Source organism: Citrobacter sp. Cb031 (genome assembly GCF_030336725.1).
Classification (GTDB): Bacteria; Pseudomonadota; Gammaproteobacteria; order Enterobacterales; family Enterobacteriaceae; genus Citrobacter; species Citrobacter braakii.
Genome location: NZ_JAOWDA010000021.1, coordinates 189,454 through 210,648, shown reverse-complemented (window position 1 = coordinate 210,648; position 21,195 = coordinate 189,454). Strand labels below are relative to the sequence as shown.

Sequence of the window (21,195 nt, the reverse complement as noted above, 5' to 3'; positions counted from 1 at the left end):
TCCCCTTAATCCAGCCGACGTTTGGTTTTAAGCCACGTCAGGCCAATAAACATCACCGCCGAAGCGATTAAAAACAGCACGTTGATAATCAGCACCACCGGAATATTTCCCGCCAGAAACAGGCTTTGTAGGGTGCTGACGAAATAACGAGCCGGAATAATATAGGTTACTGCCCGGATAATCGCCGGCATGCTGTCTATCTGGAAGATAAAACCCGACAGCATAATCGAAGGCAGGAAGGCGGCGTTTAGCGCGACCTGCGCGGCGTTAAACTGATTGCGGGTGATGGTGGAGATAAGCAACCCCATGCCGAGCGTGCTGAGCAGAAACAGGCTGGTAATGAAAAACAGGATCAGCAACGAACCGCGATAGGGCACGCCGAGAATAAACACCGACACCAGCATACACAGCAGCATCGCCAGCATGCCCAGAAAGTAATAGGGGATCAGTTTACACAGCAGCAGTTCGACGCGGGTGACTTCGGTAGACAACAGCGCTTCCATGGTTCCGCGCTCCCATTCGCGCGCCACCACTAATGAGGTGAGGATAGCGCCAATAACCGTCATGATGATGGTTACCGCCCCGGGAATAATAAAATGTTGGCTGATGGCCGCCGGGTTAAACCAGTAGCGGGTCTGCACGTCGATCAAAGGTTCAAATGATTCTCCGCGATCTTCCGCCCGCTGTTGTTGCCAAATCTGCCAGATGCCTTCGACATAACCCTGCACAAAGTTAGCGGTATTCGGTTCACTGCCGTCGGTGATCACCTGGATCGGCGCCACGTCGTTGGGTCGCGCCATCTGCTGGGCGAAGTCCACCGGGATCACCACCAGCCCGCGAATGCGCCCGGCCTGCATTTTCTCAATCAATTCCTGACGGTTATCGCTGATGGTGGCGTCAATATACGGTGAACCGGTCATGGTATGGGTAAAATCCAGCGCCTCTTCGCTTTGCTGTTCGAGCAGAATCCCTACCCGCAGCTTGCTGGAGTCGAGGTTGATCCCGTAGCCGAAGATAAACAGCAGCAGCAGCGGGATCACCACCGCAATCAGCCAACTGCTGGGATCGCGGACGATCTGGCGCGTCTCTTTCACGCACAGCGCGCGTACGCGACGCCAGGAGAGAACGGAGTTACTCATGCGTATGCTCCTTATCCCAGTCATTGATTAGCGTGATAAACGCCTGTTCCATGGTCGGGTCTGGCGTCTCATTGTCAGCAGCCTGAGCTTTCAGGTCGTCCGGCGTACCGCTGGCAATCAGTTTGCCGCGATACACCAGCCCGATGCGATCGCAGTATTCTGCCTCATCCATAAAGTGGGTGGTCACCATCACCGTGACGCCTTTTTCCACCATGCTGTTGATATGTAACCAGAACTCCCGACGGGTGAGGGGATCGACCCCGGAAGTGGGTTCATCGAGGAACAGAATGTCGGGTTCATGCATCAGCGAACAGGCCAGCGCCAGGCGCTGTTTAAAGCCCAGCGGCAGTTCGTCGGTGGCGTGGGAGGCGATACTCTTCAGGCCGAATGCCTCGCTCATCCGCTCGATTTTCTCCTTCTGCGCCCGACCGCGCAGGCCGTAGACGCCGGAGAAAAAGCGCAGATTCTGTTCAACCGTCAGGTTGCCATACAGGGAGAATTTCTGCGCCATATAACCCAGATGCTGACGCGCTTTACCGGAGCTGACCTTCAGGTCCATGTCCAGCACCAGCGCTTTACCCGAAGTGGGGACCAGCAGGCCGCACATCATTTTAAAGGTAGTGGATTTGCCCGCACCGTTGGGTCCTAACAAACCAAAAATCTCGCCGCGCTGCACGGCAAAGTCTACGTGGTCGGTAGCGGCAAAATCGCCAAATTTTTTGGTCAGCGCTTTGGCTTCGATCACCGTTTCACCTGGCGTGCCTTCCACGGTATGCAGGATAGCGCCCAGCGGGGACTCCGATGTTCCGGCCCCGCCGAGTAAATCGATAAAGGCATCCTCGAAGCGGGGGGCGGTTTCGTTGATGGTTATCTCCGGCATGCCGTCAGCGTTTTGAATCTGCTGGGCCGTCGCTTCTTTTTTCAGGATTAAGCGGACGGATTTCCCCTGAATCATCCCGTCGCTAACCTGCGGCAGTTTTAACGTGCGTTGCAGCAGTCGGCGGTTATTTTCCTGCGAACTGCTCATCAGGAAGCTGCGACCCGACATGGTTTGCGTAAGCTGAGTGGGATCGCCCTGATACAGCAATTCACCTTCGTTCATCAGCAGCACATCACGGCATTGTTCAGCTTCATCCAGATACGACGTGCTCCAGAGGATCAGCATGCCGTCCCCGGCCAGTTCATGAACCATTTGCCACAGTTCGCGACGGGAAATAGGGTCGACGCCCACGCCAGGCTCATCCAGCAGCAACACGCTGGGTTCACCGACCAGCGTACAGGCAAGTCCGAGCTTCTGTTTCATGCCGCCGGAAAGCTTGCCGGCCAGGCGTCCGGTAAACGGCCCCAGCGAGGTAAATTCCAGTAGCCGGGCAAAGGTTTTTTCTCGCGCTTCACCGGTAACGCTACGTAAATCTGCATAGAGATTGAGGTTCTCCATGACGGTCAAATCTTCATACAGACCAAATTTCTGCGGCATGTAACCCAGTACCGCATGCAGCGCGCTGTCGTCTTTGATGGGATCAAAACCAATTACCGTTGCGCTTCCGGCGTCGGGTTTCAACAGCCCTGCCAGCATTCGCATCAGCGTGGTTTTGCCAGCACCATCCGGCCCGACCAGCCCGGTCACGTAGCCCGCATGAACGGTACAGTCGAGCGGGGCGACGGCCGGTTTATCCATTCCGGCAAAGTTTTTCGTCAGTCCATTCAGTGTAATGACGGCGTCATTCATGCCGTGCCTCATCGCTGAACTTTATCGTTACCGGCATTCCCTGGCGCAGCGCATCGTCCGCGTCGGTCACCACAATACGCAGGCGATAAACCAGGTCGGTGCGCAGGTCAGGGGTCTCGACTGTTTTTGGGGTAAACTCGGCGGTGGGCGACACGAAGCCGATTTTACCGTGATACGGTTTGTCCGGACGGCCATCGGTGTAAAGCAGGATTTCGCGTCCTGGCTGCGCCTGGCTCAGATTTCGTTCGTCAACGTAGGCGCGAACCCATACCGGACGCGTGAGTGACAGCGTCAGTACCGTGCCCCCTTCGTTCAACATGCTGCCGGGTTCGACCGCACGGGTGAGTAACGTGCCGTCAGACGGCGAGGTCAGCGTGGTGTCATGCAAATTAAGCTCTGCCTGGGCCAGCTCGGCCTGAGCTTGTTCGAGCGTGGCTTTCGCCTGCTCAATGTCCTGCACACGATTACCGCTGCGGTATTGGCTGAGTTTATCCTGTGCGGACTTCAGAGAGGCCAGCGCCTGATCGCGTGATGAACGGGCGTTTTCCAGATCGTTGGCGGAGATAGTGCGGCTTTTCCACAATCCCACCTGCCGATTGTAAAAGTTTTGCGCGTAATCATAGGCTGCCTGCGCCTGTTTGACTGCCGCTGCGGTTTGCGCGATCTCCTCTTCACGATACCCTGCCAGCATCAGATCGTATTGCGCCTGCGCGGCGGCAACATTCGCTTTTGCCTGCATTAATGCGTTTTCATACGGTGCACGGTCCAGTTCGCCCAGCACCTGACCGGCGGTAATGGCATCGCCTTCGTCAACCGCCAGCGAGGCCAGCCTGCCGCCGACGCGAAAACTCAGATTGACGCTACGGATATCGACATTGCCGTACAGCGTCAGACCGTTATCTTGCCGACTTTGATACCACCACGTTCCACCGGCAATCACGGCAACGAGGGCCGCGATGACCAGCCCGAGAACGACAGGTTTTTTCATGACTCCAGACTCCTTTGCGTTAAACCTTGCAGAATAAGATCGATGTGACAGGTGATCGTTTGGTCAATCAGCGCGGTTTTATCCTCATCAAATTGTGACCAGCCCGTACGCAACAGAATGGTTTCTTTCCCCAGACGAAAGGCCAGTACCTCGCCGAGTAGGGCGTGGGTGTGCAGGATCATTTGGGTATCGTTGGCATCGCCGCCGGTATAGGCAGCAATCAGGCGCGTCAGGTGAGTATGTAGCGGATTGATAACCTGGTCGTGCACCAGTTGATAAGCCGCGGTGGGGGAAAGCTGTTCGCGCGAAATAAATTTGCTCAGGTTAACGGTATCGTCCTGGGTTAACAGCATGATCATATTTTTGCAGGCGCGGAGGATCAGTTCGCGCATCGCGCCACGATCCGGTTCCGGCTGAGCAAACAGACGCTCGGCTTCTTCAGCGTGCGGGCGAAACTGTGAGCCGATAAAATCCGCAATCCACTGGGCGCAGGCGAGATATAAATCCTCTTTTGAGCCAAAATAGTAGGTGATGGCAGCAATATTTTGCCCGGCCTGCGCAGCGATATCGCGCGTTGTGGCGTGCAGACCATACTCGCCAAACTGCGCCAGCGCGGCGGCAATGAGCTGATTTTTCGCCTGTTCACCTTTGGTTGTCATGGTGGGTGTATTCATAGCACGACTCAGATCTTAATCAATCGATTGATTAAGATTATGACTGATGTGTAACCTTGTCCAGTCCGGACCGTTATTTTTCAGCGCAGGGATAATTTATGCGGCACATCACAAAAACTGCTACACTCCGCCCCTTCATGACATTGTGGTTTTTGTCATCTTTATTATATGTATCTCCCTGAAAACGACACCGGTAACGGTCAGGGTGGTTCGGAGTTGTTATGTCTTTTGATTCCCTTGGTTTAAACCCTGATATTTTACGTGCCGTTGCCGAGCAGGGTTACCGTGAACCTACCCCTATTCAGCAGCAGGCGATCCCTGCCGTGCTGGAAGGCCGCGATCTGATGGCTAGCGCCCAGACCGGTACGGGGAAAACGGCAGGTTTTACCCTGCCGCTGTTGCAGCACCTGATTACCCATCAGCCGCATGGCAAAAGCCGTCGTCCGGTGCGTGCGCTGATCCTTACGCCAACTCGCGAACTGGCGGCCCAGATTGGCGAAAACGTACGTGATTACAGTAAGTATCTGAATATTCGCTCGCTGGTGGTCTTCGGCGGCGTGAGCATTAACCCGCAGATGATGAAGCTGCGCGGCGGTGTGGATGTGCTGATCGCCACGCCTGGTCGTTTGCTCGATCTGGAACACCAGAATGCGGTGAAACTGGATCAGGTTGAGATTCTGGTACTGGATGAAGCTGACCGCATGCTGGATATGGGCTTTATTCATGATATCCGTCGCGTTCTGGCGAAACTGCCGGCAAAACGCCAGAACCTGCTGTTCTCAGCAACGTTCTCTGATGATATTAAGTCGCTGGCCGAAAAGCTGCTGCACAATCCGCTGGAAATCGAAGTGGCGCGCCGTAATACCGCGTCAGAGCAGGTGACTCAGCACGTTCATTTTGTTGATAAAAAGCGTAAACGTGAACTGTTGTCGCAGATGATCGGTCAGGGCAACTGGCAGCAGGTGCTGGTGTTTACCCGTACCAAACATGGTGCGAACCATCTGGCGGAACAGCTGAATAAAGACGGCATTCGCAGCGCGGCGATCCACGGTAACAAATCTCAGGGGGCGCGTACGCGTGCGCTGGCTGATTTTAAATCCGGTGATATTCGTGTGCTGGTGGCGACCGATATTGCCGCGCGCGGTCTGGATATTGAAGAGCTGCCGCACGTGGTGAACTACGAGCTGCCAAATGTCCCGGAAGATTACGTGCACCGTATTGGTCGTACCGGTCGTGCGGCCGCTACCGGCGAAGCGTTGTCTCTGGTGTGCGTCGATGAACACAAGCTGCTGCGTGACATCGAGAAGCTGCTGAAAAAAGAGATCCCGCGAATTGCGATGCCAGGCTACGAGCCAGACCCGTCCATCAAAGCCGAGCCGATCCAGAATGGTCGCCAGCAGCGTGGCGGCGGTGGTCGCGGTCAGGGTGGAGCAGGGCGTGGTCAGCAGCCGCGTCGTCAGGATGGCGGTGCGCCAAAAGCGAAACCGCGTAGCGGCGAAGGCAAACCGGCGGGCGATAAGCCTCGTCCACCGCGCCGTCCGCGCAAACCGTCTTCAGCGCAGTAATTGCGAGCCCGGCCGAAAGGTCGGGCTTTTCTTTTTGCGACACGTATCAGAAAGTGCCACAATAGTGGCTGTTTATACAGTATTTCAGGTTTTCTCATGGCACTAACGGCTGCGCTAAAAGCGCAAATTGCCGCCTGGTATAAGGCGCTTCAGGAACAGATCCCCGACTTTATTCCCCGTGCGCCGCAGCGGCAGATGATTGCTGACGTCGCGAAAACGCTCACTGGGGAAGAAGGGCGGCATCTGGCGATTGAAGCGCCGACCGGGGTGGGGAAAACGCTGTCGTACCTGATTCCCGGTATTGCCATAGCGCGTGAAGAACAAAAAACGCTGGTGGTCAGTACCGCCAACGTTGCTTTACAGGATCAGATCTACAGCAAAGATTTACCGCTGCTGCGCAAAATTATCCCCGATCTGCGTTTTACCGCCGCGTTTGGTCGCGGGCGTTATGTCTGCCCGCGTAATTTAGCGGCGCTGGCCAGTAGCGAACCCAATCAGCAGGATCTGTTGGCCTTTCTCGACGATGACCTGACGCCCAACAACCAGGAAGAACAAAAGCGCTGCGCCAGGCTAAAAGGCGATCTCGATAGCTACAAGTGGGACGGGCTGCGCGATCACACGGATATCGCTATCGACGACGGACTCTGGCAGCGCCTGAGCACTGATAAAGCCAGCTGTTTGAATCGTAACTGTCACTACTATCGTGAATGCCCCTTTTTTGTCGCCCGCCGTGAGATTCAGGAAGCCGAAGTGGTGGTGGCTAACCACGCGCTGGTGATGGCGGCCATGGAAAGCGAAGCTGTTTTGCCGGAGCCGAAGAACCTGCTGCTGGTCCTTGATGAAGGTCACCATTTGCCGGACGTCGCGCGCGATGCGCTGGAGATGAGCGCAGAAATCAGCGCCCCCTGGTATCGACTGCAGTTGGATCTGTTTTGCAAATTAGTGGCCACCTGCCTGGAACAGTTTCGTCCAAAAACCACGCCGCCGCTGGCGAATGCCGAGCGTCTGAACGGTCACTGTGAGGAACTGTATGAGCTGATTTCATCGCTCAATAACATTCTTAATCTGTATATGCCTGCGACCCAGGAGGCGGAACACCGCTTCGCGATGGGCGAACTGCCTGCGGAAGTGATGGAGATTTGTCAGCGTCTGGCGAAGCTAACAGAAATGCTGCGCGGTCTGGCGGAACTGTTCCTCAACGATCTCAGCGAAAAAACCGGCACCCACGATATTGTGCGTCTGCATCGGGTTATTTTGCAGATGAATCGGGCTTTGGGCATGTTTGAGGCGCAAAGCAAACTGTGGCGGCTGGCTTCGCTCGCGCAGTCGTCAGGCGCGCCGGTGAGTAAATGGGCGACGCGCGAAGTGCGTGACGGGCAGATCCACGTCTGGTTCCACTGTGTGGGGATCCGCGTGAGCGATCAGCTTGAACGACTGCTGTGGCGCAGCGTACCGCATATTATCGTGACCTCCGCCACGCTGCGTTCGCTCAACAGCTTCTCGCGTTTGCAGGAGATGAGCGGGCTGAAAGAAAAAGCAGGGGACCGGTTTATCGCGCTGGATTCACCGTTTAATCACGTTGAGCAAGGCAAAATCGTCATTCCGCAGATGCGCTACGAACCGTCAATTGATAACGAAGAGCAGCATATCGCGGAAATGGCCGCCTATTTCCGCGAACAGCTGGAAAGTAAAAAGCATCAGGGCATGCTGGTACTCTTTGCCAGCGGTCGGGCAATGCAGCGTTTTCTTGAGCACGTTACCGATCTGCGTCTGCTGTTGCTGGTACAGGGCGACCAGCCGCGCTATCGACTGGTGGAGCTGCACCGCAAGCGGGTGACCAACGGCGAGCGTAGCGTACTGATTGGGCTGCAATCTTTTGCCGAAGGTCTGGATTTGAAAGGCGACTTGCTGACCCAGGTGCATATTCACAAAATTGCTTTTCCGCCTATCGACAGCCCGGTGGTGATCACCGAGGGCGAGTGGCTGAAAAGCCTGAACCGCTACCCCTTTGAGGTGCAGAGCTTGCCCGCGGCGTCATTCAATTTGATCCAGCAGGTTGGGCGACTCATTCGTAGCCACGGCTGCTGGGGAGAAGTGGTTATTTATGACAAGCGTTTATTGACCAAAAGCTATGGCAAGCGTTTACTGAACGCATTACCCATATTTCCGATAGAGCAACCTGCTGTGCCAGACGTTATAGTAAAACCAAAAGAAAAAGCGAAACCCACGCGTCGCCGTCGGCGTTAACGATGCGAGCAACAGGCAAGGAGTTATCGATGGATTACCGCAAAATCATCAAAGAGATTGGGCGAGGAAAAAATCACGCGCGTGACCTGGATAAGGATACTGCTCGCGGACTGTATACCCATATGATGAACGGCGAGGTGCCCGATCTTGAGATGGGCGGTGTACTGATTGCGCTGCGCATTAAAGGCGAAGGCGAAGCGGAGATGCTGGGCTTTTACGAAGCGATGCAGAACCACACCATTCGCCTGACTCCGCCAGTGGCCAAACCCATGCCGATTGTCATTCCCAGCTACAATGGCGCGCGCAAGCAGGCAAATTTGACTCCGCTGCTGGCGATTTTACTGCATAAACTTGGCTTCCCGGTGGTGGTGCACGGTGTCAGCGAGGATCCAACCCGCGTGCTGACTGAAACCATTTTCGAACTGATGGGGATTGCGCCGACGCTGCATGCCGGGCAGGCGCAGGCAAAGCTGGATGGTCATGAGCCGGTGTTTATCCCGGTGAGTGCGCTGTGTCCTCCGCTGGAAAAACAGCTGGCGATGCGCTGGCGAATGGGCGTGCGTAACAGTGCGCATACGCTGGCTAAATTAGCCACGCCGTTTGCCGAAGATGCCGCGCTGCGTCTTTCCAGCGTTTCCCACCCGGAATACGTATCGCGCGTGGCTAAATTTTTCGGCGATATCGGTGGGCGTGCCCTGTTGATGCACGGTACCGAGGGTGAAGTGTACGCCAACCCGCAGCGCTGCCCGCAGATAAGCCTGATAGATTCGTCCGGCGTGCGAGTGCTACAGGACCGGCAGAGCGAGATGCCCGATGAGCCGGTCCCGCTGCCGGTGGCTAAAGACCCGGAAACTACCGCGCGCTGGATTGAGCGTTGTCTGGCGGGCAGTGAGCCGGTTCCGGCATCGCTGAAGATCCAGATGGCCTGCTGCCTGGTAGCAACCGGTGAATCCGCGACGCTGGCTGAAGGACTTGGCCGCGTCGAGCAAAGCTTCTGATTTTTCTTTCTCCCGACGGGTCATTTGCCAGTCCCGTCGGTTCACGCTTTCCGGCAACGTGAAATTTCTGCACGTTTATTGATCTCCTGAGCGCTGTGGCGCAGCATAGTTTGTTGAAAAATAAGAAACACAATCAACACGCGACACAACAGGAGATAATAATGAACAGTGGACATCGCTTCCATGTGCCAACGCTGCACGCCTTTATCCAGGCCGTTTTTCACCAGATGGGAAGCAATGAGCTGGAGGCGCGGCTGGTGGCCGATCATCTGATAGCCTCTAACCTCGCCGGCCACGACTCCCACGGTATCGGCATGATCCCAAGCTATATTCGCTCATTTTCGCAGGGACACCTGCAGATCAACCGCCATGCCAAAGTGGTCAACGATGCGGGAGCGGTGATTACGCTTGACGGCGACTGCGCATTTGGTCAGGTGGCGGCCCACGAGGCAATTACGCTTGGGATCGAAAAAGCGCGCCAGTACGGTATCGCTGCCGTGGCATTACATAATTCGCACCATATTGGACGCATTGGCTACTGGGCGGAGCAATGTGCGGCGGCGGGTTTTGTTTCGGTGCACTTTGTGAATGTGGTAGGGATCCCGATGGTCGCACCGTTTCATGGCCGCGATAGTCGATTTGGCACCAACCCCTTCTGTGTGGTGTTCCCACGTAAAAATACGTTCCCGTTGTTGCTGGACTATGCAACCAGCGCCATCGCGTTTGGCAAAACCCGCGTGGCATGGCACAAGGGGGAGCCGGTGGCTCCGGGATGCCTGATTGATGCTAATGGGGTACCCACAACCGATCCCGCCGTAATGCAGGTCTCTCCGCTGGGGTCGTTGCTGACCTTCGCCCAACACAAGGGTTATGCGCTGGCGGCAATGTGCGAAATTATGGGGGGAGCGCTTTCTGGTGGTAAAACCACACATGAAGAGAGCCTGCAGACCAGCGCGGATGCCATCATTAACTGTATGACGACCATCATTATGAATCCGGAACTGTTTGGCGCGCCGGACTGCGACAACCAGGTCACGGCCTTTGCTAAGTGGGTGAAAGCGTCCCCCCATGCTGAAGATGCCCCGATCCTGTTGCCAGGGGAGTGGGAGGTGAATACTCGTGAAGAACGGCTGGAGCAAGGTATTCCGCTGGATGCCGGAAGCTGGCAGGCGATTTGCGAGGCGGCGTTGCAAATAGGGATGCCAGACGCCGTGTTGCAGGAATTCCGTCAACGACTGGAACACTAAGCAAAAAAAAAAGCCCGTCCAGTGGCGGACGGGCAAACAAAGGGTAACAAACAGGGTCAATGAGGGTTGGAGCATTGGGTCGTACAGGTAATCTTTCGGTTATTTATAGATAACCGCGGTGCCGCTCATTTTGTCTTTGCCGATAGCAGAAGTGATGCTGTAACCCGTTGCGCCAGCAGCAGTCGCTTTTTCAGCCAGTTTTGCTTCCAGGCCGTCCAGCGTGGTGGCGCCGTCAGCAGATACCACACCAATTTTGTTCATGTTTTGCGCCTGAGTAGAGGAAACTGGCTCGGCAGCAAAAACGCCAAATGACAGGGTAGACAGAGCGATGGCGGCAACAGCAAATTTGATATTTTTCATGATTAATTTCTCGCAGGTTTGTTCTGTTAGTCAGTGTTCTTTAAGAAGACGTTGTTTCGTCGATGTGAGAAGTATCACGTTTTTTTATGCGAGATAAAATCGAATAGAATTGACGGCATCAATCAAAAAAATTGAATGACAAATAACTTATTGAATATTAATAAATTCGAAAGAGGGATTTACAGTTCTTGTCATTGCGCTTTACAGAGAAACCGACAACGGCACATTTTGCTACACAGAGTGCAAAAAAGCGTGCTCGTAAAGGAAATCGTATGCGCTGAAACTTTCGGTAAAGATAAGTCAACGTAGCTGGCTGTCTTTCGAACCTCTGCGATTATATCCTGAAAATGCTGCGCTATGTGAATCTTTATCCTGCTGGCATGTGATGCACAAGCGTACGCCGGGCACGGCCTCCCGTCTGGCCTGAGGGATTGGATTGCCACATTCTTCGCATTCATACAGACTTTCCCCCGTCGGTAACTCACCGCGGGCGCGGGCTACAGCATCTTCAATAGTATTGTTGATCTGTTCGTTAACAGCGTCGTCATTTGCCCATCCGGATGCCATACCTACCTCCTGCTGATGTCTACAGAATAAGTATAGCGAATGTGATGGCTGAAAAACGACCACGTGTCAGCGGTATCAGATTTCAGACCATTCGCGCAGCAGGTTATGGTAGAGATTGAGAAGCGACAGGATCTCGCTACTCTCCCCATGACGTGTCTTCAGGGACTGGATGTTTTTATCCAGTTCAAAAAGCATGGCGCGATTTTTATCGTCCCGGATCATCGACTGGATCCACATAAAGGATGCCACCCGAACCCCACGGGTCACTGGCGTAACGCAGTGCAGGCTGCTGGAAGGGTAAAGTACCAGATCGCCTGCCGGAAGTTTTACCGCATGCTGGCCGTAGGTGTCATTGACCAGCAGCTCTCCTCCCTCATAATCGTCAGGATTACTCAGGAATAAGGTGGCGGAAAGATCTGTGCGCATCCAGCCGTTTTGCGGATGACTACGCACCGCGCCGTCAACGTGAAAACCGTAGGTCTCGTTGTCCTGGTAGCGATTGAACAGCGGTGTGGAGAGCGTTTTCGGTAATGCAGCGGCGAAGAATAACGCGCTGTTGTTCACCGCGTTTTGTACCGCCTGGTGTAAAACGCCGTAACGCTCACTTTGCGTATTCACCTGCTGGTTGTTTTTAACCTGCGCGCCCTGAGCGCCGGTGGTTGCGCGGCCATCAACCCAGTCGGCAGCGTCCAGTTGTTCGCGAAACCAGGCGACATCCTGCGCCGACAGAATGCCGGGAATGTGATACATCATCAGTGTTTCTCCTGAAAGTGGGGCTTACGCCCCACGTAAAAGATCAGAAATGCATATTTGCCGTGAGCAGGAAGGTTCTTGGCTCACCCGGATGGTAACGGTATCCGCTCTTGTTAATGGAGGATACATAATCGGTGTCGAACAGGTTATAGACGTTCAACTGGAAATCGAGATTGCGATTCACGCGATAACCCAGTTTCGCGTCGGCGACCCAGTAACCTTCGGTGTAGGATGGCGTACCCACGGCCCCGTCGGAACCGCGATGCATACTGCCCACGTAGCGAGCGCCCGCGCCAACGGAAATATTATCGGTAGCCTGGTACTGGTTCCACAGCGTGAACGCATGTTCTGGCGTATACGGCAGGGATGAAGAACCATCCTGAGCAACGTTTTTGCCGCTGTGGATCGTCGCGCGCTGCTGGGTGTAACCCCCAATAACCTGCCATGCGGGAGTGATGTTCCCTGCTACCGAGAGTTCGTAACCTTCAACGCGCTTCTCCCCGTACTGGGAATATGTGCCGTCGTCGTTCTGCTCAACTTCGTTCTCAATATCCGTACGGAAAATCGCGGCAGTTAACAGCAGGCGCTTATCCAGCACCTCCCATTTGGTGCCGATCTCGCTGGTTTTCGCTTTCTGCGGTTTGAAATCGGTACGGTTCGCACTGTTACCGCTTCCACCCTGAGCGAGGGCAAAGTTGCTGCCGCCCGGCGGTTGCTGAGAAACGGCGTAGTTAATGTAAACGTTACCGTTATCGGTCAGGTGATACAGCGCGCCCGCTTTCCAGTTCACCAGATTGCCTGATTTGGCAGTATCCACGGTGGTGACCGGAGAACCTTTCGCCACGCCTGTCGGACACGCGACCGCGCCGCGACCAGAAGCGCCGCAAGCGGTGGCGCTGTCATATTCCGTGCGGTAATTGTCGAGGCGAATACCACCGTTTAGTTCAAACTCACGGGTAATCTGTAGCGTATCAAAGGCGTATACACCGAAGGTATCGGTTTGCCCGTTAGCATTAGCGCCGTTACGAGACAATCCGCCGATATTCACATTGCTGTTGGGGTGATAGATATTTACCGACGGCGGAGTGATCGGGTTTACACCATAGTTGGTTTGCGTTTCACGCGTTAGCTCCACGCCGGTGCTGATGTCGTGACCGATGGCTCCCGTGTAAAATTTTGAGGTCAGGTTGGTCTGGTTGGTCAGGATCTTATTGCTGACATCTTTGGTATTTGCCAGGCGTGACCAGGTCCAGGTGTCGACGCTGCTGGTGGGTTGAGTGATGTTAGTCGCGCCACCCATCACCGCCGTCATCAGATAATCCTGCTTAATGCGTGACCAGCGGGTGGTGTTGCGAATAGTGGTGCTGTCGTTCAGGTCATGTTCAAAACGCATCGTTGCGGTATCGGTCGTCGAATCGTCGTAATCCGAGTTGGTACCGTAGAAGTTATGCGTATCCACTTTTCCTGACTGATTCAGTGCAGCAGTCCCCGCGGAAGGCGCGGAATATCCCGGCAGACCGATGGTGGGGACACCGCCATCCGGGGTGTTGTGCTGGGTGACATGCAGATAGTTCAGATACAGTCGGTTCTCAGTGCCTAAGCCAAAGGCGAGAGAGGGGGCCACACCATAACGTTCATTCTTAATGTTATCGCGACCGGCATCATGCGTTTTTTCACCCATCAGGTTTAACCGTGCAGCGGTGGTCTCGCCAATGACCTGGTTAATGTCCAGCGTACCACGGCGGAACCAGGCGCTACCGACGCTGGCCGAGGCATCGATCCCTGAGTCGGTGCGCGGCTGTTTGCTGATCATATTGATGGAGCCCGTTGGCGCGCTACGGCCATAGTCGGTGCCGGAGGGGCCTTTGATCACTTCAACCTGTTCGGTATTGAAAGTGTCGCGCGTAACGCTGCCAATATCTCGGATACCGTCGATATAAATACTGTTCGAGGTATCCGCACCACGCATGTACACCGCGTCACCGGTGGTGGAGTTACCGTTCTCACCGGCGAAAAACGCGCCAACGCCCGGTACGTTTTTCAGCGCATCGGTCAGATTGGTTGCACCTTGATCCTTAATCACCTGCTCAGAAATCACTGTCATGGTGCGGGTTGTATCCGCTAGCGGGCGGGAGAACTTAGGGTCGGCAGACTGCGTTGGGGCGTATAACGAAGGTTTGGCCGCTTCAACAACCAACGTATCTTCTTGTTTTTTATCTTGATCGCCCGCGGCGACAGCCTGAGCTACCGGAGACAGGCCAATACACAGACCGGCAAAAAAAGTCAGTGAATGAAAACTACTGGCAGGCAAATTGCGATTTTTATCCATGTTAGTGAGTGACTTATTATTTTTTGAGTAGACGGTTTCACTCGCGCGAAGGGACATCTCTGTGGATGTTATACCCTGCAGGCCTCGCGGGAGTGAATGTGTAATTGATAATGATTTTGATAAGCATTACTAATCAGTGCGACGTTTTAGCATTCATTAATTCAAAAATAAATACATTTATTTACATTGGATTCAAAATTGCTACACGATGATTACAATTTGAGCGGTGAACGACGTGAACAGCAGGTAGCAAACTGCATTCGGGGTGAATGCAGTTGGGCTAAGGTGAGGGACTACTTATAGATAGTTGCGCTGCCGTACATCTGGTTTTTACCGCCCGCAGAATTGACGACAAAGCCTTTTGCGCCTTGCTCTTTCGCTTTCTCTGCCAGCTTGTCTTCGAGATCGCTCAGGTTAGAGGCTCCGGTAGCGAAAACAGTGCCGGAAGCTTGTAGCTGGCCGGTTTGAGGGCTGGTGTAGGGCTGTGCAGCAAAGGACGCAAATGTCATGCCGGTCAGTACGGTAGCGGCAAGGAATGTGAGGCATTTCTTCATGGTGATATCCTCTGAGAAACAACAGGTCGTGCCTGATAAGTTTAGGCCGTCAGCGGATGACATTTACCGCAAAAAACTGGTGATGAGGTGTCTGTTTTTTGAACAATCAGCAAGCCATCAAATAGGTATAAAAAAAGCAAATTTCCTTGCTGTGTGTTTACCGCGTGGCGTTATGCGGGTATCTTACGCCGCTGTTAAAAGGAGAATGCTATGCCCCCCCAGAAACCGGGATTACACCCACGCAACCGCCACAATGGCCGTTATGATCTTGCGACTTTATGCCAGGTTACACCCGAGTTGACGCAATTTCTCACCCTCACGCCAGGCGGCGAGCAGAGTGTTGATTTCGCGAATCCGCAGGCAGTGAAGGCGCTCAATAAAGCACTGCTGGCGCATTTTTATGCGGTGAAAAACTGGGATATTCCAGACGGTTTTCTGTGCCCGCCGGTTCCTGGTCGCGCTGACTACATTCACCATCTGGCCGACCTGTTAGGTGAAACCAGCGGAACCATTCCGGCAAATGCGAGCGTGCTGGACGTGGGAGTTGGGGCAAACTGTATTTATCCGCTGATCGGCGTGCATGAATACGGCTGGCGATTCACCGGTAGTGAGACCAGTAGCGAAGCGTTTAACAGCGCTCAGGCGATCGTAAACGCCAATCCGGGGTTAACCCGTGCTATTCGTCTGCGTCGCCAGAAAGATGCTACGGCAATCTTCAACGGTATCATTCACAAGAATGAGCAATATGAAGCCACATTGTGTAACCCGCCTTTCCATGATTCTGCGGCTTCAGCCCGCGCCGGAAGCGAGCGCAAACGTCGTAATCTGGGGCAGGATAAAGATGATGCGCTGAACTTTGGCGGGCAGCAGCAGGAGCTGTGGTGTGAAGGCGGTGAAGTGGCGTTCATCAAAAAAATGATCGCCGAAAGCCAGGCCTTTGGCCGTCAGGTGATGTGGTTCACCACGCTGGTTTCGCGCGGTGAGAATTTGCCTCCGCTGTACCACGCGTTAACGGATGCGGGTGCGGTGAAAGTGGTTAAGAAAGAGATGGCCCAGGGGCAAAAGCAGAGTCGCTTTATTGCCTGGACCTTTATGGATAACGATCAGCGTCGCCGTTTTATGGCGCGTAAACGCTAAAGCGTTGGCTCGGTTGGCGGCAGCGGTTCGCTTGCTGCCGACGCAGGGCCATTCACCGGTGCAGGCAAGACCTGATAGGTCTGTACCGGCGCGCGTACGTTGGCCAGATCGAAGTATTTCTTCACCTGGCTGTCGAGCGCGAAACGTACCGTCCACTGTTTCAGCGGTAATGTGGTAAATGAGACCCGTAGCGTGAAGGCCGTATTGGTTAACCCCACAATCCCGGCAAACGACGGCTCGCCAATAATCAGCCCGCGAATATCGTCCTGTTCCATCACTGCAGCCACAGCGTCTTTCAACGCCTGATTCGCTTTATCTGCATCCTCATGGCGGTCTACGTCGTAATTGGCGACGACCGATCCAATCCCGCGCACAAAGTTGGCGAAGGTCGTTATCGATGACCAGGGAATGATATGGTACGCCCCGGTGTCCTGACGGACGCCCACAGAGCGGATGGACATCCGTTCAACCGTACCGGTGAGTGGACCGATGGTCACCAGGTCACCTGTGTTCATGCCATTTTCGAACTGAATAAAGATCCCGGTAATAATATCTTTTACCAGTGTTTGCGAGCCGAAAGAGATAGCCAGCCCCAGCGCCCCGGCCCCGGCCAGTAAGGGCGCGATATTGACGCCAATTTCGGATAGCACAATCATGATGGTGATCGTGCTGATGATCACCGCCAGCGCGTTGCGAAACAGCGTCAGCAGGGTGCGGGTACGGGCGCTGGGGAGCGGGCGGCCGTGAATATCGGAAGCCAGACGATTTTCAATCAGGCTGGCAAGGATCGTCCAGCCGATGGCGGAGAAGAATAAAATCAGCGCGATACGGATCAGGATATCCACCGTTTTTTCTCCTGCGCCGTAATGCAGCCAGTTCCAGAAGTCGAACAATCCCCAGGCATTCAGTAGCAGCATTACCGCGACGCACACCGTCAGGATCCTGGCCACGCTTAACGCCGTCGACAGCCAGCCATTCAACCGTTTTTGTAATTCCGGATAGCTGCGCTGGGTGTGTGGCGAAAGGGTAATAGTTTTGGCTATCCAGCGGGAAAACATGCCGGAAACAAAGGCGGCAATTCCAATGATTACCAGACTGCGCAGCGTAGCGCCCATCATGAATTTCAGGCTGTTGCCCGGATCAAACAGCGAGAAGAAAAACAGCACAATGAAGTAGGCGCTGGCCAGCCAATGCCATACCAGCGCAAAGGCGCGGATAAACAGGCTGAAAAACGCTAACGATCTTTCCGCCAGATTCAGCAAATGCTGCGTTATCTCTTTCTTGTTTCTGAAAATCAGGTACAGCGCCCATAGCGTGATACAGAGCATGATGATGACGTTTGCCATCGCGCCGACCTGCACGTTGACCTGATTCGAGATAATGGGAACGGCAACGATAAGTCCGTATCCAATCAGGCTGCTCAATGAACTTAAACGGCGATTCCAGTAGCGCGCACCGGCATCCTGAATGTTAAACGGGCGCAGTTCGGCCACCGTTGGGCAAAATATCAGGCGCAGAATGGCTTTGAAGAACTCAATCAACGCAAAGGCATTGAGAAACAGACTTTGCTGAAAGGCGATAGTGCGGCTACCGGCGTTCATTCTGTCACTCAGTATCTGCCCGACAAACAAAGTCAGCGCCAGCAGAAGCAAATCGATAATGAATGCGCCGACGATCATCGCCGGAAGCTGGAGCCAGTTGCTGCGTTCGCGGTTTTTCCGTCGTGCCCATTGCCCCATTTTGCGATACAGCGGCAGCGCGCACAGGCGAAGCAGCCAGAAAAAACCGAACACTGACGCCGCCAGCATTAAAAAATGGGTCAGGGCATTGGTGAACGTTTGCGGGTTGAAGGTCTTGTGTGGTGCATCGGTAATATTGCGGTAAAGCTGAGCAAAGCGGCTGGAGAGCGCCTCACCGTAGTGGCGGGTGACATCCGTGACGTTTTCCAGCACCGTTTTTTCTTCCGTTAACGTGGGCGGAACAATGGTTGGCACCGGCTCGGCAGGGGGGGCTGTCGCCACTTTGCGTAACTGACCGATCAGTTCCTGGCGCGAGGCATCATTTTCCAGCACATCAGCCAGTGCGCCGTAGGCCGCTTTCTTCTGTTCAACATCCGGCTCTTTCGCCGGCGCGGTTTGCGCGTTGGTTGACGTTGGCGTAGTGACGCCAGGTATCGTCACCGCCTGAGTCGGGAGACTCACCAGACAAACAAAGATGAACAGGATCCAGCGCATGACTCCTCCCATGAGAAAATAAATTCAAAAGGATAAGTATAGATGTCAGGGCGGGGGAGAAATGAAATGAGAGGATTCTGGTGAAAAACCTCCCTTCAGGCGAAGGGAGGGAGAGCTATCAGGAAACGTGTTGCAAGAATTCCTGTAAACGTTGGCTGGGCGGATTTTCAATCAGGGCCTGCGGATTACCGTCTTCGGCAATACGTCCCTTATCAATGAAAATCAGGCGTGAAGCCACTTTTTCGGCAAAGCCGATTTCGTGGGTCACAATCACCATGGTCATCCCTTCCTCCGCCAGATCCTGCATAACTTTCAGAACTTCGTGGCGCAGTTCCGGGTCCAGCGCTGAGGTTGGCTCATCAAACAGCATCATTTTCGGCTTCACCGCCAGCGCACGGGCGATCGCCACACGCTGCTGTTGACCGCCAGACAGTTCAGAAGGGTAGTGATGCGCACGCTCGGCCAGACCTACTTTCGCCAGCAGCTCTTTAGCCAGTTTCTCGGCCTGTTCTTTATTCGCCCCGCGTACGCGCTGCGGTCCGAACATGACGTTTTCCAGCGCCGTCAGATGCGGGAACAGGTAGAACTGCTGAAACACCATCCCGGCTTCCTGGCGGATTAACCGCTCGTCTACCTTTGGATCGTTTACCTTCAGACCGTCGACGATCAGATCGCCAGAGGTTATCTCTTCCAGTTTGTTAATGCAGCGCAGCAGGGTTGATTTGCCGGACCCGGATGGCCCGATAATTACCACCACTTCGCCCTGCTGAATGTTCAGGTCAATATTGTGCAGCACCTGGGTTGGGCCAAAGTGCTTAGAAACGTTTTTAAATTCAATCACAGGATTTTCATCCTTCTTTCCAGACGACGCAGAATGAAGCTCAGCACCAGCGTAATGATCAGATAGAACACCGCAACGGCGCTCCAGATTTCCAGTGCGCGGAAGTTACCGGCAATGATTTCCTGGCCCTGACGGGTCAGTTCAGCGACGCCAATGACAATAAACAGCGAGGTATCTTTAATGCTGATGATCCACTGGTTGCCCAGCGGTGGCAGCATACGACGCAGCGCGAGAGGTAAAATAACGTGGCGGATAGTCTCTGTACGTGAAAGCCCAAGCGCCAGTCCGGCTTCGCTGAATCCTTTATGGATTGAGAGCACCGCGCCGCGGGTGATTTCCGCAATATAGGCGCCGGAGTTGATCATGATGGTGACAACGGCGGCGCTAAAGGGATCAATGCGTAAATCGTTAAATGCCATTGGCAGGGCAAAGTAAATAAACATCACCTGCACAACGATTGGCGTACCGCGAATGACTTCGATAAACACCAGCGCTACGTGGTTGGCTATCCAACCGCCGAAAGTACGCGCAAACCCTGCTGCAAGCCCGATTATCAGACCGCCTGCGAGACCGAGGACCGAGATCCACAGGGTCATTTTGGCGCCTTCAATCAAAAGCGGGATGGCGGGCCAGATGGCACTCCAGTCAAACTGCATATTTCGTTCCTGTTACCGTGGTGAGAAAAGTAATGAGCCATAACGTGATGACTCAAAATTGCAGGCCCGGCGGCGCTGGCGCTACCGGGCGTTACAGAACGTTCTTGTTATTTAGGTTCGGTACCGAACCATTTTTTGTAGATTTCGTTGTATGTGCCGTTCTCTTTCAGCGTTTTCAGCGCGCCGTTCACTTTCTCACGCAGTTCATCGCTGCCTTTCGGGAAGGCGATACCGTACTGCTGGGCTTCCAGGGATTCGCCTACTGCTTTGAACTGACCGTTGCCAGCGGTTTTGATGAAGTAAAGAATGTTTGGCGTGTCGTGCAGTACGGCGTCTGCGCGGTTGGTGCCCAGTTCCATATATGCGTTATCGATATTCGGGAACTGACGCAGATCTTTGGTTTTGATGTTAGCTTTCGCGTAATCAACGGAACCCGTGCCGCTCTTCACAGCGACGACTTTACCATCCAGATCTTTCACGCTTTTCACGTCGTTATTATTCGCTTTGACCATCACTAACAGACCGCTTTTGTAGTAGCCGTCAGAGAAGTCGATCGCTTTTTTACGCTCATCAGTGATGGTGATACCCGCCAGCGCCAGGTCGATATTCTTGGTTTGCAGAGCCGGGATGATGCCGCTGAAATCCATTGGTTTCAGTTCATAATCCAGCTTCAGTTCTTTGGCCACGGCAGCCCACAGATCCACATCAAAACCAACGTATTTGTCACCCTGTTTGAATTCGAACGGTACAAATGCGGTGTCGGTTGCGACAACCAGTTTCTTATCTGCGGCATGGGAGGACACCGCAAAAGCCAGGGTAAGTGCAGCCAGTGAGACTTTTAATACAGACTTCATAGGATTTCCTTTTTTATCCACGGGGCGATCCCCTGCGAGAACATATGGCTTAATGAAAAAATCGTGCCAGTTTTGCAACTCATTGTTTTAACAAGAGGGTGTCTCGTTTCTCTGCACAATAAGTAGGGCAAAGTGGGTAATCTGCACTGTTTTGGGGCACTCATTTGGTGCGTACCTGACACAGTGCAAACGGTATGACTATTTAGCGTAAAAATTGTTGATAAAACAATCTTTCGTTAACGATTGTGTGAAGTGATTATTACAAATAATTTACTTTGGAGTGACGAACGATCAATGTCATGCACCATAGATGTGCAAAACCC

Annotated in this window: 18 protein-coding genes; 5 read left to right on the top strand and 13 right to left on the bottom strand. The window is 53.9% G+C overall.

Annotation, left to right across the window (positions count from 1 at the left end):
- Window positions 1-5 precede the first annotated feature (5 nt).
- The 4 genes from OGV93_RS05450 to cecR are packed head-to-tail and all read right to left on the bottom strand — an operon-like array spanning window position 6 to window position 4,530.
- Window positions 6-1,139, bottom strand: a complete 1,134-nt coding sequence (locus OGV93_RS05450; RefSeq protein ID WP_016156059.1) for an ABC transporter permease — start codon at window positions 1,137-1,139, stop codon at window positions 6-8.
- Window positions 1,132-2,868, bottom strand: a complete 1,737-nt coding sequence (locus tag OGV93_RS05445; RefSeq protein ID WP_065554857.1) for an ATP-binding cassette domain-containing protein — start codon at window positions 2,866-2,868, stop codon at window positions 1,132-1,134. The genes OGV93_RS05450 and OGV93_RS05445 overlap by 8 nt, the downstream gene beginning before the upstream one ends.
- Window positions 2,861-3,856 (bottom strand): secretion protein HlyD, encoded by a 996-nt coding sequence (gene hlyD, locus OGV93_RS05440; RefSeq protein WP_016156061.1) that lies wholly within the window; start codon window positions 3,854-3,856, stop codon window positions 2,861-2,863. The genes OGV93_RS05445 and hlyD overlap by 8 nt, the downstream gene beginning before the upstream one ends.
- On the bottom strand, window positions 3,853-4,530 hold the full coding sequence (cecR, locus tag OGV93_RS05435; RefSeq protein ID WP_016152358.1) for a transcriptional regulator CecR: 678 nt from the start codon (window positions 4,528-4,530) through the stop codon (window positions 3,853-3,855). Before cecR ends, hlyD begins: the two co-directional genes overlap by 4 nt.
- Before the next feature lie 221 nt (window positions 4,531-4,751).
- Between cecR and rhlE the strand changes: the two genes are divergently transcribed.
- The 4 genes from rhlE to OGV93_RS05415 all read left to right on the top strand — a co-directional run bounded on the left by rhlE (window position 4,752) and on the right by OGV93_RS05415 (window position 10,587).
- The gene (gene rhlE, locus OGV93_RS05430; RefSeq protein WP_016152359.1) at window positions 4,752-6,095 is read left to right on the top strand and encodes an ATP-dependent RNA helicase RhlE; all 1,344 of its coding nucleotides are present in this window, start codon (window positions 4,752-4,754) and stop codon (window positions 6,093-6,095) included.
- 96 nt (window positions 6,096-6,191) lie between these two features.
- Window positions 6,192-8,342, top strand: coding sequence for an ATP-dependent DNA helicase DinG (gene dinG / locus OGV93_RS05425; RefSeq protein ID WP_046274637.1), 2,151 nt, complete (start codon window positions 6,192-6,194; stop codon window positions 8,340-8,342).
- 29 nt (window positions 8,343-8,371) lie between these two features.
- Window positions 8,372-9,340: a DNA-binding protein YbiB gene (gene ybiB, locus OGV93_RS05420; RefSeq protein ID WP_016156063.1), complete on the top strand. Its 969-nt coding sequence runs from the start codon at window positions 8,372-8,374 to the stop codon at window positions 9,338-9,340.
- A 161-nt stretch (window positions 9,341-9,501) separates the two neighbouring features.
- Window positions 9,502-10,587 carry a malate/lactate/ureidoglycolate dehydrogenase gene (locus OGV93_RS05415; protein WP_019076349.1) on the top strand — a complete coding sequence of 362 codons (1,086 nt, stop codon included), beginning with the start codon at window positions 9,502-9,504 and terminating at the stop codon, window positions 10,585-10,587.
- Window positions 10,588-10,686: 99 nt separating this feature from the next.
- Here OGV93_RS05415 and ybiJ read toward each other — a convergent pair whose 3' ends face one another.
- The 5 genes from ybiJ to mcbA form a co-directional block, all read right to left on the bottom strand.
- Window positions 10,687-10,947 (bottom strand): DUF1471 family protein YbiJ, encoded by a 261-nt coding sequence (gene ybiJ / locus OGV93_RS05410; protein WP_016152363.1) that lies wholly within the window; start codon window positions 10,945-10,947, stop codon window positions 10,687-10,689.
- Window positions 10,948-11,247: 300 nt separating this feature from the next.
- On the bottom strand, window positions 11,248-11,514 hold the full coding sequence (locus tag OGV93_RS05405; RefSeq protein ID WP_003035233.1) for a DksA/TraR family C4-type zinc finger protein: 267 nt from the start codon (window positions 11,512-11,514) through the stop codon (window positions 11,248-11,250).
- Window positions 11,515-11,589: 75 nt separating this feature from the next.
- Complete coding sequence (gene ybiX, locus OGV93_RS05400) at window positions 11,590-12,267, bottom strand: PKHD-type hydroxylase YbiX (protein WP_200083720.1); 678 nt, start codon at window positions 12,265-12,267, stop codon at window positions 11,590-11,592.
- A 43-nt stretch (window positions 12,268-12,310) separates the two neighbouring features.
- Window positions 12,311-14,596 (bottom strand): catecholate siderophore receptor Fiu, encoded by a 2,286-nt coding sequence (locus OGV93_RS05395; protein WP_287109426.1) that lies wholly within the window; start codon window positions 14,594-14,596, stop codon window positions 12,311-12,313.
- A 293-nt stretch (window positions 14,597-14,889) separates the two neighbouring features.
- Window positions 14,890-15,150, bottom strand: a complete 261-nt coding sequence (gene mcbA / locus OGV93_RS05390; RefSeq protein WP_016152367.1) for a DUF1471 family periplasmic protein McbA — start codon at window positions 15,148-15,150, stop codon at window positions 14,890-14,892.
- Between the two features lie 210 nt (window positions 15,151-15,360).
- Between mcbA and rlmF the strand changes: the two genes are divergently transcribed.
- Complete coding sequence (gene rlmF, locus OGV93_RS05385; protein WP_047359435.1) at window positions 15,361-16,287, top strand: 23S rRNA (adenine(1618)-N(6))-methyltransferase RlmF; 927 nt, start codon at window positions 15,361-15,363, stop codon at window positions 16,285-16,287.
- Here rlmF and ybiO read toward each other — a convergent pair.
- The 4 genes from ybiO to glnH form a co-directional block, all read right to left on the bottom strand.
- Window positions 16,284-18,521, bottom strand: a complete 2,238-nt coding sequence (gene ybiO, locus OGV93_RS05380; RefSeq protein ID WP_275261954.1) for a mechanosensitive channel protein — start codon at window positions 18,519-18,521, stop codon at window positions 16,284-16,286. The genes rlmF and ybiO overlap by 4 nt on opposite strands.
- A gap of 118 nt (window positions 18,522-18,639) precedes the next feature.
- Window positions 18,640-19,362 carry a glutamine ABC transporter ATP-binding protein GlnQ gene (glnQ, locus tag OGV93_RS05375; RefSeq protein WP_003035246.1) on the bottom strand — a complete coding sequence of 241 codons (723 nt, stop codon included), beginning with the start codon at window positions 19,360-19,362 and terminating at the stop codon, window positions 18,640-18,642.
- Complete coding sequence (gene glnP, locus OGV93_RS05370) at window positions 19,359-20,018, bottom strand: glutamine ABC transporter permease GlnP (protein WP_003035248.1); 660 nt, start codon at window positions 20,016-20,018, stop codon at window positions 19,359-19,361. The genes glnQ and glnP overlap by 4 nt, the downstream gene beginning before the upstream one ends.
- A 107-nt stretch (window positions 20,019-20,125) precedes the next feature.
- Entirely contained in the window at window positions 20,126-20,872 is a 747-nt protein-coding gene (glnH, locus tag OGV93_RS05365) for a glutamine ABC transporter substrate-binding protein GlnH (RefSeq protein WP_016152370.1), read from the bottom strand.
- Window positions 20,873-21,195: the final 323 nt, after the last annotated feature.